This is a genomic window from Microbacterium kribbense, assembly GCF_039537285.1.
Taxonomy (GTDB): Bacteria; Actinomycetota; Actinomycetes; order Actinomycetales; family Microbacteriaceae; genus Microbacterium; species Microbacterium kribbense.
This window is the reverse complement of sequence record NZ_BAABAF010000008.1, coordinates 255,481-269,049: the sequence shown is the minus strand read 5'-3', so window position 1 is coordinate 269,049 and position 13,569 is coordinate 255,481. Positions and strand designations below refer to the sequence as shown.

12 protein-coding genes are annotated in these 13,569 nt (G+C 68.6%); 5 read left to right on the top strand and 7 right to left on the bottom strand.

All coding sequences use genetic code 11. The features are described 5' to 3' along the window. The first annotated feature begins 18 nt into the window (after positions 1-18). Genes ABD705_RS12360 through ABD705_RS12350 form a run of 3 tightly spaced genes read left to right on the top strand, consistent with a single transcriptional unit; the run spans position 19 to position 3,535 of the window. Positions 19-1,698, top strand: a complete 1,680-nt coding sequence (locus tag ABD705_RS12360; RefSeq protein ID WP_344784006.1) for a DUF885 domain-containing protein — start codon at positions 19-21, stop codon at positions 1,696-1,698. A 4-nt stretch (positions 1,699-1,702) separates the two neighbouring features. Then, positions 1,703-2,764, top strand: a complete 1,062-nt coding sequence (locus ABD705_RS12355; protein ID WP_344784004.1) for an LLM class flavin-dependent oxidoreductase — start codon at positions 1,703-1,705, stop codon at positions 2,762-2,764. Between the two features lie 9 nt (positions 2,765-2,773). After that, entirely contained in the window at positions 2,774-3,535 is a 762-nt protein-coding gene (locus tag ABD705_RS12350) for an SGNH/GDSL hydrolase family protein (RefSeq protein WP_344784001.1), read from the top strand. 7 nt (positions 3,536-3,542) lie between these two features. On the opposite strand, the gene ABD705_RS12345 is transcribed toward ABD705_RS12350, so the two are convergent. The 5 genes from ABD705_RS12345 to ABD705_RS12325 form a co-directional block, all read right to left on the bottom strand. Beyond that, positions 3,543-4,877 carry an MFS transporter gene (locus ABD705_RS12345; RefSeq protein ID WP_344783999.1) on the bottom strand — a complete coding sequence of 445 codons (1,335 nt, stop codon included), beginning with the start codon at positions 4,875-4,877 and terminating at the stop codon, positions 3,543-3,545. Between the two features lie 68 nt (positions 4,878-4,945). Continuing rightward, on the bottom strand, positions 4,946-5,437 hold the full coding sequence (locus ABD705_RS12340; RefSeq protein ID WP_344783997.1) for an FBP domain-containing protein: 492 nt from the start codon (positions 5,435-5,437) through the stop codon (positions 4,946-4,948). Between the two features lie 237 nt (positions 5,438-5,674). After that, positions 5,675-5,920 (bottom strand): hypothetical protein, encoded by a 246-nt coding sequence (locus ABD705_RS12335; RefSeq protein ID WP_344783995.1) that lies wholly within the window; start codon positions 5,918-5,920, stop codon positions 5,675-5,677. A 51-nt stretch (positions 5,921-5,971) separates the two neighbouring features. Continuing rightward, positions 5,972-7,408, bottom strand: a complete 1,437-nt coding sequence (locus ABD705_RS12330) for an HNH endonuclease signature motif containing protein (protein WP_344783993.1) — start codon at positions 7,406-7,408, stop codon at positions 5,972-5,974. Between the two features lie 416 nt (positions 7,409-7,824). Next, entirely contained in the window at positions 7,825-8,988 is a 1,164-nt protein-coding gene (locus ABD705_RS12325; protein WP_344783991.1) for an epoxide hydrolase family protein, read from the bottom strand. A gap of 182 nt (positions 8,989-9,170) precedes the next feature. Here ABD705_RS12325 and ABD705_RS12320 point away from each other — a divergent pair, with 182 nt between their 5' ends. After that, entirely contained in the window at positions 9,171-9,734 is a 564-nt protein-coding gene (locus ABD705_RS12320; protein ID WP_344783989.1) for an HdeD family acid-resistance protein, read from the top strand. A 1-nt stretch (position 9,735) separates the two neighbouring features. Here ABD705_RS12320 and ABD705_RS12315 read toward each other — a convergent pair whose 3' ends face one another. After that, the gene (locus ABD705_RS12315) at positions 9,736-12,084 is read right to left on the bottom strand and encodes an ATP-binding cassette domain-containing protein (RefSeq protein ID WP_344783987.1); all 2,349 of its coding nucleotides are present in this window, start codon (positions 12,082-12,084) and stop codon (positions 9,736-9,738) included. Positions 12,085-12,185: 101 nt separating this feature from the next. On the opposite strand from ABD705_RS12315, the gene ABD705_RS12310 reads away from it, so the two are divergent. Continuing rightward, the gene (locus ABD705_RS12310) at positions 12,186-12,749 is read left to right on the top strand and encodes an HdeD family acid-resistance protein (protein WP_344783985.1); all 564 of its coding nucleotides are present in this window, start codon (positions 12,186-12,188) and stop codon (positions 12,747-12,749) included. A gap of 11 nt (positions 12,750-12,760) precedes the next feature. On the opposite strand, the gene ABD705_RS12305 is transcribed toward ABD705_RS12310, so the two are convergent. Further along, positions 12,761-13,525, bottom strand: a complete 765-nt coding sequence (locus tag ABD705_RS12305) for an SDR family oxidoreductase (protein WP_344784276.1) — start codon at positions 13,523-13,525, stop codon at positions 12,761-12,763. Positions 13,526-13,569 lie beyond the last annotated feature (44 nt).

The following is a 13,569-nucleotide window of genomic DNA, read 5'->3' as shown; positions in this document are numbered from 1 at the left end:
CACTCGTAGGCTCGGATGATGACCGATTCCGCACGCACACCCACACCCGTCGACACGATCGCGGAGCAGTGGGTCGATGACATCGCCGGACTGTTCCCCACGGTGGCCACCTACATCGGGCGCACCCAATACAACGACCGGTTCGGCGACTACTCACCGGCCGGCACCGAGGAAGCCGTGCGACGGGTGCGCGCCACGCGCGATGCGCTGCAGACCGCCGAGCCCGTCGACGCCGTCGACGAGGTCACCAAGGCAGACCTGAGCCGTGAGCTGGGGCTGCACCTGGAACTGGTCGAGGCGCGCGCACAGCTGCGCGACCTGAACGTGATCGCCTCGCCGGTGCAGGACATCCGGTCCGTGTTCGACCTGATGCCGACGGCCACCGCCGACGACTGGGACGTCATCGCCACCCGCTTGTCGGCGCTGCCCGGCGCGATCGAGGGCTACATCCAGACGCTGCGCAACGGCATCGGCGCGGGCGTCGTGCCGGCCCGCCGCCAGGTGCGCGAGGTCATCACGCAGATCGCCCGCTACACCGCCGACGACGGGTTCTTCGCCCACTTCGTCAGCGATGCCGCACCCGCCGAGGGACAGCTGCCGGCATCCCTCGCCCGCCGCCTCGCCGACAACGCCAACGGGGCGCGCGTCGCGTACGACAAGCTCGCCGCCTTCCTCGGCGCGGACCTCGCCCCGGTCGCCGCCGAGCAGGATGCCGTGGGACGCGAGCTGTACAGCCTGCACTCCCGCCAGTTCCTGGGCGCCGCCGTCGACCTGGACGAGACGTACGAGTGGGGGCTCGAGGAGCTGGCCCGGATGGTCGCCGAGCAGGAATCCGTCGCGCGCGAGATCAAGGCGGGGGCATCGGTCGCCGAGGCCATCGCCTTCCTCGAGACCGACCCGGCCCATCAGCTGCACGGCACTGCCGAGCTGCAGAGATGGATGCAGCGCACCGCCGATCAGGCCGTCGCCGACCTGGGCGCAACGCACTTCGACATCCCCGAACCGGTACGGCGCATCGAATGCATGATCGCGCCCACGCAAGAGGGCGGCATCTACTACACCGGCCCGACCGACGACTTCTCGCGCCCCGGCCGAATGTGGTGGTCGGTGCCCGAAGGGGTAGAGACGTTCGACACCTGGCGCGAGCTGACCACGGTCTACCACGAGGGCGTGCCCGGCCATCACCTGCAGATCGCGCAGGCGGTGTACAACCGCGGCGAGCTGAACTCGTGGCGGCGACTGCTGGCCGGCACGTCCGGGCACGCCGAGGGCTGGGCCCTGTATGCAGAGCGCCTGATGGAGCAGCTCGGCTATCTGCAGGACCCAGCGGACCGGTTGGGGATGCTGGACGGCCAGCGCATGCGCGCCGCCCGTGTCGTGCTCGACATCGGCGTGCACCTGGGCAAGCCCCGGCCCGACGGCCAGGGGGTATGGGACGCCGGCTATGCGCTGGAGTTCATGCGCGGCAACGTCAACATGTCGGACGAGTTCATCCGGTTCGAGGTCAACCGCTACCTGGGCTGGCCGGGGCAGGCGCCGTCCTACAAGGTCGGGCAGCGCATCTGGGAGCAGCTGCGCGACGACTTCCGCGCGGCCCAGGGCGACGCGTTCGACATCAAGGCGTTCCACAAGCGCGCGCTCGACCTGGGCGGCGTGGGGCTGGACACGCTGCGCGCCGCGCTGCTGCCGGGAGCCTGAGCCGATGACGCAAACCCCGCAGCGCGTGGAACTGGGCCTGGACACCTTCGGGGATGTCACCCGGGACGAGCATGGCGAACTGCTCACGCAGGCCCAGACGATTCGCAACATCGTCGACCAGGCGGTGCTGGCCGATCAGGTCGGCCTGGCGTTCTTCGGAGTAGGGGAGCACCACCGGCGCGAGTTCGCCGTCTCGAGCCCCGAGCTCGTCCTGGCCGCCGCCGCGGCGCGCACCTCGCACATCCGGCTGGGCACCGCCGTGACGGTGCTGTCCTCCGACGACCCGGTGCGCGTGTACGAGCGCTTTGCGACGCTGGACGCGCTCTCGCACGGCCGCGCCGAGGTGATCCTCGGGCGCGGTTCGTTCACGGAATCGTTCCCGCTGTTCGGATTCGACCTGAACGACTACGAAGTGCTGTTCGACGAGCGTGTGGAGCTGTTCAGCCGGCTGGTGACTGAGCAGCCCGTCACCTGGCGGGGCACCACCCGGGCGGCGCTGTCCGACGCGGATGTCTTCCCGAAGACTGAGAACGGCCTGCGGGCATGGATCGGCGTCGGCGGCTCGCCCGAGTCGGTGGTGCGCGCGGCGCGGTACGGCTACGGCCTGATGCTGGCTATCATCGGCGGCTCGTCCGCACGCTTCCGCCCGTTCGTCGACCTCTATCACCACTCGCTCGGCGAGTTCGGCCATGACCGGATGCCGGTGGGCGTGCACTCCCCGGGACACGTCGCCGACACTGACGAACAGGCGTGGGACGAGATGTACCCGGCGATGGCCGCCAACCGGGATGCGATCGGGGCCGAGCGCGGCTGGGGCCGGTACACCCGAGCGCAGTTCCAGCACGATGTCGGCCCGGACGGCGCCGTCTACGCCGGCGCACCCGAGACCGTGGCGCGCAAGATCGCGGCCACGGCCCGGACGCTGGGCCTGGACCGGTTCGATGTGAAGTTCTCCAACGGCACGCTGTCGCACGAGCGGCTGCTGCACAGCATCGAGCTGTACGGCACCCGGGTCGCGCCGCGCGTGGTCGAGCTGCTGGCGGAGGACGCTCCCGGCCGGCCGTAGGCTGGATCGGTGACATCCGTGCGATTCGTGGCCATCGGCGACTCCTTCACCGAGGGCGTGGGCGACGAGCTGCCGGATGGGCGCGTGCGCGGGTGGGCGGACATCGCCGCGCAGGGCTGGGCGGATGCCACGGGTGAGCCGATCGAGTATGCCAACCTCGCGATCCGAGGCAAGCTGATCGAGCCCATCGTGCGCGAGCAGCTGGAGCCGGCGCTGGCCCTGAAGCCGACGCACCTGGCGTTCAACGGCGGCGGCAACGATATGCTGCGCCCGCGCACCTCGATTGCGAGCGTCGCGGACCTGTTCACGCACGTGCTGCGCCGCTGCGACGAAGAGCGCGTGCAGCTCATAGCGCTGTCCGGGGCGAACCCGTCCGGCCAGCTGCCGCTGCGCGGACTCATCCAGCGCCGTGGCGACCTGCTCTCGGCCGCCGTGGCGCAGCGCCTGGCGACGCGCCCCGATGTGGTCACGGCGTGGAACTGGCCCGACCGGGAGCTCAGCACACCCGGCTACTGGTCGCAGGACCGCCTGCACATGAATCTGCGGGGCCATCACCGCGTCGCCGCGCGTGTACTGACCGCGCTCGGGCTGGATACCCCCGCGCAATGGTGGTCGCTGCCCGAGCTGTCCGACCGAGCGCTGACCTCGGCGGCGTACTACCGCCGGCATGTCGTGCCGTGGGTGCGACGCCGGCTCACGCACACCTCGTCCGGCGACGGCCATGCCGCGAAGTATGCAGGGTGGACCGAGATCGCGCCGCTGCCGAGCTGAGCCGCGCTCAGTGGCGGCCGCTGCGTGGCACGCGCGCCCGATCCAGCCCCATCCGGATGCGGGTGCGCTTGCGCTCGTAGATGATGAAGAACGCCCCCACCAGCCACAGCGGCACCTGGGTGAGGAACGCAATCCGGAACGCATCGAGCGTGAACGTCTCCGGCGTGCCGGCGCCCTGCAGGTCCAGGGCCGCGCCGATCAGGAAGATCGAGATCAGACCGGCGATGAAGCCGCCCGTGTTCGTGATGCCCGTGGCGGTGCTCAGCCGGTGGCCCGGGTTGTGCGTGCGGGCGTGGTCGAACGCGATCATCGACGCCGGGCCGCCGCTGCCCATCGCGACCGCGAGCACGAACAGGAGCCACAGCGGCGCCGGCCCCGGCCAGACGATCACCGTGAGCCACGCCACCAGTTGCAGCGCCACCGTGGGCAGCACCAGCATGCGCGACCGGTGGTTGGGCATTCGGCCCGACATGGTGCCCATGATCGGACCCAACACCATGCCCACCAGCACGTAGGCCGTGGTGATCAGCGCGGCTTCGCCGGCGGAGCGTCCCTCGCCCGCGGTCAGGAACGGGATGCCCCACAACATGATGAACGCGGTGCCGGCGAACGGCGTGGTGAAGTGCGACCAGAACGCCAGCCGGGTGCCCGGGTTGGACCACGTGTCCTTCAGACCGATGCTGGTGTCGACGGCCGAGGTGACGACCCGGATCGCCCCGGTGTCGGTGTTCACCGAGACATCCGCGTGCACCGTCGGCGGATGGTTCTGCACGACCGCCAACAGCAGGATCGCGAACAGGATGCACAGGCCGGCGACGGATCCGAAGGCGACGGCCCAGGTCGTGGCGTGCACGAGCGCGGCCAGCGGCGCGATGGCCAGCAGCTGCCCGCACATGCCGACGATGCCGGTCAGCTGCACCATCACCGAGCTGCGCTGCGCCGGAAACCAGGTGGCGACCGTCCGCAGCACGCTCGGGAACACCGCGGCGTCGCCGGCACCGAGCAGCATGCGGGCGCCGATCGCGATGCCGACGTTGGGTGAGAACGCCATGACCGCCTGGCCCACGGCCATCAGCAGCATCCCGCCGATGATGATCGGCCGGGTGCCGACCCGGTCGAGCATGACGCCGATCGGCAGCTGCATCGCGCCGTAGACAGCCAGTTGCAGGACCGCGAACATCGACAGCGTCGAGGCATCCGCATTGAACCGGTGCGCGGCCTCGACGCCGACCGCCGCCAGCGAAGTGCGGTTCGCGACCGCGAGCACGTATGCAGCGGCGGCGACGCCCCAGATCAGCCAAGAGCGCCACGTCGGTGCGGGGCGCAGAGGGATGATCGTCACGTGCGGTCCGTTCAGATGAGCAACCTGTCCAGCTTAATCCGCCCGGTGGTCGTGCTCTGCGGCCTGGCTCAGTCGCTGTCGCGGATGTCGCGTGCGAAGGCAGCGACGTTCGCCTGCAGCGCCGCGATGCGGCGGTCGCGCGCGGCGGCGCGGTCGAAGCCGGGGTAGGCCAGCGGCGGCAGCTTGCGCGCGTTGCGCGAGCATTCGAAGCCGGCGCAGGCGAGGGTGCCGACGGTGTTGCCGTTGCGCCCGGCTCGGCCGGCCCGCTTCGCGCTGTAGAACACGACGTCGTTGGGCAGCGTCACGTCTTCGCACCAGGCGCACTGTGCGCGCGCCGTCGGACGCCGGTCATGCTCGCGCAGCAGGACGCCGGTCAGCGCGCCGTCGAGCGGCACGACGAGATAGCCCTGCGGGGCGAGCTTCGGGTCGCGCCAGGCGAAGAAGTCGACTGTGTCCCAGTCCAGCGCGGCGAAGCCGTCGGGCAGGCTGAGGCTGCTGCGTTCGCGCACGGATGCGTTCACGAAGGACGTACGGATGTCGTTCTCGGTAGGGGCATGCACGACGAGGGCTTTCTGTGGTCAGAGGTCGAAGAGGGGTGCGAGCAACCCCGCGGAGCGGTGCAGCGGCTACCTGACGTCGGCGAGCAGCACGCCGACGACCTCCCGACGCCCGAAGGGGCGATGACGACACAGAAGCATGCCTGCGATTGTACCCGCGCCCGTGGCCTGCCCGGCGGCGCGCAGGGGCGCGATAGCCTCTCAGACGGTGCCGGGGGAGTACGACCCCGCCTGAGTGCCTCAGCGCGGCGTCCGCGCCCGCCGGACGGTCTGCACCGCCGCGCCGCCGATCAGCCCGAGGAGCGCACCGACGAGCACCCCGGGCACGGCGAGTTCGACGACGGCCGCCCACGCCGTGGGTGGGTACGCGATGAGCCCGAGAATGAGGCCGAGGATAGCACCGGCGACACCGAACACGATGATCCCACCCACGACGAAACGCGCCACCAGGGGCATGGTCTGCACGCCGCGCCATATCGGGCCCATGCCTGGAGCGTAGCGCCCAGCGCGTACCCGCATACTGACGGAGTTGCCCGATCAGAAGGGCGCGGGGTCTCGAGCGAGTGAGCGCTCGATCTGGTGTCTGTGGAGAGGGTCCGGGTCGATCAACGCGACCGGGTCGAATCTGACAGTGCCCGGTGGTCTGGTCAGATGCGTGCGTCCGGTGGGCGCGGTCCAGCGTAGGACCCCGCCCGGCAGCTGCTCCACACTCCAGTCGGTCTCGTGCTTGAGAGTGTGGTGTCGTTTGCACAGGTGCTCGAGGTTGCACAGGCAGGTGGGCCCGTCCTCGATGCGGGCGACGGTGTGATCGATCTCGCACTGCTGCGCGACGCGACGGCATCCCGGGAACCGGCACTGCTGGTCTCGGACCTGGAGGAACAGCTTCTGCTTCTTCGTCGGCCGGTATCGGTCGACGCTGATCGGCACGCCGCGGCAGGGGTCGGTGAAAACTCGCGTCCAGGACGGTGTCGCGCCGACCAGAAGCGTGGCGGTGTCGTTATCGATGGGCCCGAACCCGCTGACGGTTGCACCGCCGATGGTCTGACCAGCCAGTGCGGTGGCCGGAATGGTGACCTGCACGGTCGCGGTGATCGCGCCCAGGGCATCGCGCGCGTCCTTGGTGGCGCCGTGCCCGTCGGCCGCGCTGGTCAGCAACAGGTCGCAGAAGACATCCGCCATGATCTGCGCATGCGTGCGCTCATCGAACGTCGGCCCGTCGGTCTGTGCGTCCGCACCGCGCGCCGTGGAACCGGCATCCGTCGTGCTGGCGGCAGCTTCGACGGCCTGTGCCTCGGCTTTTTCTGCTGAGTTCAGATCGAACAGTTCGGCGGCCATGTCGCGCAGGCGGTTGTAGGCGCCGACGCCCTGCGCAGTGGGCACGTCCGCGGTGATCCGGGACAGTCCCGGCTCGAGCTCGCGCACGGTCACCTTCCGGCGCTGCGCGGCCTCGCGCACACGCCGCTCGGTGCCCTCCGGGTCCAGACGAACGACCAGCCCGCTCAGCGCGGGCCCCAGCTGGCCGGGGGTCATCTCCAGCGCCATGTCACGGGCGACCGTCTCGTAGTCGGCGCGCACCGAGTCATCCGCGATATCGGCGCCGATGTCGGCGATCAGGGTCGCATGGTCGGGGGAGATCTGGCCACAACTCGCGTCGCACAGCGTCTCGTGGAACCGATTGGTCAGTGCCCATGCGACCGACACCTTGCGGGCGACCTGCCATTCGCTCAATCGCAGTGCCGCGCCGATCTCGGCGAACACCTCGCGCATCGCGAGCTGCGAGGAAGAGGTGATCGCGCCGGTGACCTGCGTCGCGCGTTCCTGCTCACGCTTGTCTAAGAGGCCGGAGACGCGTTCGAAGAAGAACATCTCCGCCGCGAATGCCGACGCCGCACGCTGCCTCGACTGCGAGAGGTGATCAAGGATCTCATCGAGCTCGGAGATCGCTGGGGGCAAGCCGCCCGTCGTTGTTGACATCGACTACCTCCTCGTCGCCAGCTTCGGTCTGATGGTTCGATTGTATCGAACATAGCTACGATATACAAGACTCGATTACAAAACTCGCTGGCTATATTCCGGGGGAGTGGTGGCGCGGGAGGGGACATGGCGAGTCGTGTTGATACGGATCGAACGTCGTACGTTTCGACGCACGCTGTGGGTGCCTGACGTCATTCGCGCCGGTTTCGATGACTGCTCCGGCGCAGCGGCTGAGTTGATGACGCGCCGTCGGACGGTGCTGCCGGGGAGTCGAACTCGGCAGCGCTGACCGATCAGTCAACGCCGATTGTCGGTGCGGTTGGGGGAATGTCGTCGACCTCGTACCGACGCTCGATTCCGGCGCGGTTCGATCGTGCTGACATAATGTGCATTATCGGCAAAGAGCTTTCGCGGGATCAGGTCTGGTCGGCTGCAGCACCGACGAGCTCGCCGGCGAAGAACTGGCGGATGTCCGCTGCCAGCGTCGGCGCCGTCTCCACCGGTGCGAAGTGACCACCCGAGTCGAAGATCGTGTAGCGGCGGATGTCGTGGGTCCGCTCCGCCCATTCCCGCGGAGGCTTCAGCAGGTCGGCCGGGAACAGCGCGAGCGCCGTGGGCACCGGAACGAATTCGTACGGCGGCGGCGCCTCATAGTAGGGCCGCAGCGATGTCCCTATCGTGTTCGTGAACCAGTACAGGCTGGCCTGCGTCAGGACGAAGTCGTCGGCCAGCGAGAACGGCGTGCCCGCACGACGGTCGCTCCACTGGTAGTACTTCTCGAGGATCCACGACAGCAGGCCGACCGGTGAGTCGGAGAGGCCGAAGGCGAGGGTGAGTGGGCGGGTCTGGTGCTGGTGCATGTATGCGCCTTCGGTCCGCAGCCATGCCTTACCCGCCGCGAGGTGCTCCCGCTCGGCCGGGGTCAGCGAATCCTCGTCGAAGGAGCGCGGAGCCCCGAGCGACATCACATGGATCGCACGGACGGCCTCAGGATGAGCGGCCGCCAGGCGCGACGTTATTCCGCTGCCCAGGTCTCCCCCGTGGGCGAAGTAGGTCTCGAAGCCCAAGCGGATCATCAGGCGGTGCCACAACTCGTGAGTGGGAGTCGTGGGAGGCGACGATGCCGCCGGATCGGAGAACGTGAAACCCGGAAGGGAAGGCACGACCACAGTGAAAGCCATGCCAGTGTCGCCGTAGCGAGAGGGCTCCGCGAGACGCCGCGCAAGCTCGACGAGTTCGAAGAACGTGCTCGGCCATCCGTTGGTGAGCACGACCGCGGGGGCGTCCGGTGTCTCTGCGTCGAAGCGCAGGAAGTGGATGCGCTGACCGGCGATGATCGTCCAATAGGACGCCAGTCGATTGATCTCCCGTTCATGCCGGCGCCAGTCGTACTGGCTCCCCCAATGCTCCGTGAGCCGCCGCAGCTCGTCGAAGTCGGTACCCGCCGTCCAGGGCTCTCCGAGGGGCCAGCGGCGGGGCCAGCGCGTCTGGTTCAGCCGTCCGATGAGGTCTTCGAGATCGGCCTGCGGCACGTCGATGAGCGGGGTCCACCTGTGCACGCCCTTGCCCGCTCTGTCCACAGTCGCCTCCGAGCGCCATTGGTGAGTACGAGCCACTGTACCGGTGCCAGGGTGAGCTCGTTCGGCCCAGAGCCCCTTTCGTGACCAGAATCTATGGGCTTTCGGTGAGACTGCAACCGTCCGCTCACAGCGCGCTACCGTGAAAACTGCCGAGCAACGGCTATCGGCAGAGAGGTCAGCGCATGACTACGGCAACTTCTTCATTGGGCAGCAGCACGATCGGTGAGATCCGCTCCACGGTGGGCATGACCGGCACGGTCTCGGTGTTCGTTGGTCTTCTGATCCTGGTCTGGCCCTTGCACAGTGCCGTCGCCTTCGTGTGGGTGCTCGCGATCTACGCCGCCGTGGTCGGTCTGCTCTACCTGGCACTCGGCGCCCTCGCCGCGCCGCTGGGCACCGGGCGCCGGATCGGCCACCTCGTCCTCGGCCTGGTGTTCATCGCATCCGCCGTCATCGCGTTCTCCAATGCGGCATACGCCATGCAGTGGCTGGTCACCTTCTTCGGCCTGTTCCTGGGCATCGCGTGGATCCTCGAAGGCATCGCCGCGATCACGATCCCCACGACCGAGGACGGACGCTCCTGGGCGATCCTGTTCGGCATGCTCAGCGTGATCGCCGGCATCTTCCTCGTCGTCTCCCCTGCCTGGGGCGGCCTGGTGCTGTGGGGGCTGTTCGCGGTCTGGCTGATCGTGCGCGGCTCGGTGCAGGTCATGCGGGCGCGGCACTTCGAGGCGCCCGAAGGCTGATTCAGCGCGCGCCGACGTAGTCCGCCAGATGTCGTCCGGTGAGCGTCGACTTCGATGCCACCAGGTCGTGCGGCGTTCCCTCGAACACGACCCTCCCCCCGTCGTGGCCGGCACCGGGACCGAGATCGATGATCCAGTCCGCGTGCGCCATCACCGCCTGATGGTGCTCGATGACGATCACGCTCTTGCCGGCATCCACCAGGCGATCCAGCAGCGCGAGGATCTGCTGGATGTCGGCGAGATGAAGGCCGCTGGTGGGCTCGTCGAGCACATAGACGTCCCCCTGCTCCGCCATCTGGATCGCCAGCTTCAGACGCTGCCGCTCCCCTCCGGACAGCGTCGACAGCGGCTGGCCCAGCGACAGATACCCCAGCCCGACATCCTCCATCCGCGTGAGCATCCCGACGACGACGGCGACCTTGGCGGCGTCGCCCGCGAAGAACTCCCGCGCCTGTGACACCGGCATCCCGAGCACCTCGGTGATGTCCTTGCCGCCGAGCGTGTATCCCAGCACGGCCGCCTGGAAGCCCTTGCCCCCGCAGTCCTCACACGGGGTCTCGACGGTGTCCATGAAGCCGAGCTGCGTGACGATCACGCCGCTGCCCTTGCACGACGGGCACGCGCCCTCCGAGTTCGCGCTGAACAGAGCGGGCTTCACCCCGTTGGCCTTGGCGAAGGCCTTGCGGATGGGCTCGAGCATCCCGGTGTAGGTCGCGGGGTTGCTGCGTCGCGACCCCTTGATCGCGGTCTGGTCGATCACGACGACGCCCTCGCGGCCGGCGACCGATCCGTGGATCAGCGAGCTCTTGCCCGAGCCCGCCACGCCCGTGATCACCGTCAGCACGCCCAGCGGGATGTCCAGGTTCACGTTCTGCAGGTTGTGCTCGTTCGCGCCGCGGATCCGCAGGGCCCCGGCACCGCGGCGCGCTTCGGGCTTCAGAGCGGCGCGGTCGTCCAGATGGCGCCCGGTGAGCGTGTCGCTGGCGCGCAGCTGCTCGACGGTCCCCTCGAAGCACACCCGGCCTCCCCCGGTGCCCGCGTCCGGGCCGAGGTCGACGATGTGATCGCCGATCACGATCGTCTCGGGCTTGTGCTCGACGACGAGCACCGTATTGCCCTTGTCGCGCAGGCGCAGCAGCAGCGTGTTCATGTTCTGGATGTCGTGCGGATGCAGGCCGATGGTGGGCTCGTCGAACACGTACGTGACATCCGTCAGCGAGGAGCCGAGGTGGCGCAGCATCTTGATGCGCTGTGCCTCTCCCCCGCTCAGCGTGCCCGAGGGCCGGTTCAGGCTCAGATAGCCCAGGCCCAGCGTCACGAAGGAATTGAGGGTCGCGCCCAGCCCGGACAGCAGCGGGGCCGCCTCCGGCAGGTCCAGGCCGTGCACCCACGCGGCGAGATCGGTGATCTGCATGTCGCACGCGTCGGCGATGCTCACGCCGTCTATCTTCGACGACCGGGCGGCCTCGGTCAGGCGGGTGCCGGCGCAGTCCGGGCAGGTCATGAACGTCGCCACCCGCTGGACGAAGGCGCGGAGGTGCGGCTGCAGCGCATCGAGGTCCTTGGCGAGCATCGACTTCGTGATCTTCGGGATGAGCCCCTCGTACGTCATGTTGATGTTCTGGATCTTGACCTTGCGCGGCTCGCTGTACAGAAAGTCGTCGCGCTCCCGCGCGGAGAACTGAGATATCGGTTTGTCGGGACTGTAGAGGCCCGATTCGGCGAAGCCGCGCACCATCCACCCGTCGGCCGTGTACCCCGGCACCAGGATCGCGCCCTCGAGCAGCGATCTGCTCTCATCGACCACCTGCGTCAGGTCGATGTCGCTCACCGCTCCTCTGCCCTCGCACCGCGGGCACATGCCGCCGAGGTAGATCGCCTCCTTCACGATCTTCTTCTTACCCGTCGCCGAGGTCATCACCCCGCCCGCCTTCTGCGTGGGGACGTTGAATGAGAACGCCGTCGGGCCGCCGATGTAGGGGTGTCCCAGCCTGCTGAACAGGATCCGCAGCATCGCGTGGGCGTCGGTCACGGTGCCCACCGTCGACCGCGGGTTGGACCCGAGCCGTTCCTGGTCGACGATGATCGCCGTGGTCAGGCCCTCGAGCAGGTCGACGTCGGGCCGCGAGAGGCTGGGCATGAAGCCCTGCACGAACGCACTGTAGGTCTCGTTGATCATCCGCTGCGACTCGGCGGCGATCGTCGCGAACACCAGCGAGCTCTTGCCCGAGCCGGACACCCCGGTGAAGACCGTCAGGCGCCGCTTCGGGATGTCGACGTCGATGTTCTTCAGGTTGTGCTCGCGCGCACCGCGCACCCGGATCAGATCATGCTGGTCAGCCTCATGCATGGGCACCAGCGTAAGGCGTGTCGGGTGGTGCCGAGATAACGCGCCCAGTAGCCTCGAGACACCACGATCGCACGGAAGAATGTCAGGAAGGCGATTTCCCCATGTCCACTGATTCTTCATCCGCCACCAGCGCTGTCGCCCGCGGCATCCGCACCTCCCTAGGCGTCGGCGGCATCATCGCACTGATCATCGGCATCCTGATCCTCGTGCTGCCGGGGAAGACCGCCGTCGTCGTCACCGCGATCATCGCCATCTACGCGATCGTGGTCGGCCTGGTCTACCTCGGCCTCGGCCTGTTCTCTCAGGCCACCGGCGGATGGGCACGCGTGGGCCACATCGTGCTCGGCGCGATCTTCATCCTGGCCGGCATCGTCGCCTTCATGAACCTCAGGCTGGCGGCCGCATCGCTGGCGGTCTTCCTCGGCATCCTGGTCGGCATCATGTGGATCATCGAAGGCATCGTCGCCCTCACGACGCTCGGCTCGAGCCGCGCGAAGGGCTGGACCGCATTCTTCGCGGTGCTGAGCATCGTCGCCGGCATCATCCTGCTGCTCTCGCCGCTATGGGGCGCCCTCGTGCTGTGGTGGCTGCTGGGCATCTCGCTGGTGGTGCTGGGCATCACCCAGATCCTGCGCGCGTTCACGTTCTCGGTCACCAGCGACTGAGCACCGGCGGCCTATGGGGCGACGAACGAGCTCACGTCGCCCACCAGGCGGATGTTGTCGGCCGGGATCGGATCTACGGCAGCCGAGGCGACCTCGGCGGCGAACTCGGCGACGTTGTAGAGCCGACCGGCATCCGCCCGGCGCGACGCGATCGCGTCGGGGTTCGCGCGGGCCAGCAGCGTCGCGGTGATCGTGCCCTCGATCATGTCGCCCGAGACGACGACGAACCCGATGCCGTGCTCGGCGAGCTGCGGAATCCGCTCCCGCAGGGCATCCTCGCCCGCGCGCTTGGACAGTGCGACCTGCTCGTACTCCGGCATCGTGGGCGTCGTGTCGATGAAGTGCGCCTGATGGCTGGTCACGAAGACGACCCGGGACCCGGCTCGCAGCAGCGGTGTCGCGGCCTCGAGCACCCGCACTTGCGCGTCGCGGTTGAGTTGCAGCGCATAGTCCGCCGCCATCCCCGACTCCATGCCGCCGGACGCATTGAGCACCAGGACGTCCAGCCCTCCGAACTCGCTCTCGATCTGGGCGAACATGTCATCCACGGACTGCTGGTCGGTGAGGTCCGCGCCGACGACCAGCGCCCTGACGCCGAGTGCGCGCAGCTGGTCAGCGAGCTTCTGCGCACGCGGTGCCTTGTTGCGGTAGTTGATGACGACGTCCGCCCCCGCCTCAGCCAGATAGCGCACGGTGTCGGCGCCGATGCCGCGCGAGGAGCCGGTCACCAGCGCGGTCTTGCCGCGCAGGGACTCGGCCGGAAGGACCGGGACCACAGGGATATCGGCCGGAGGGATCTGGGACACGCTGACTCCTGGTT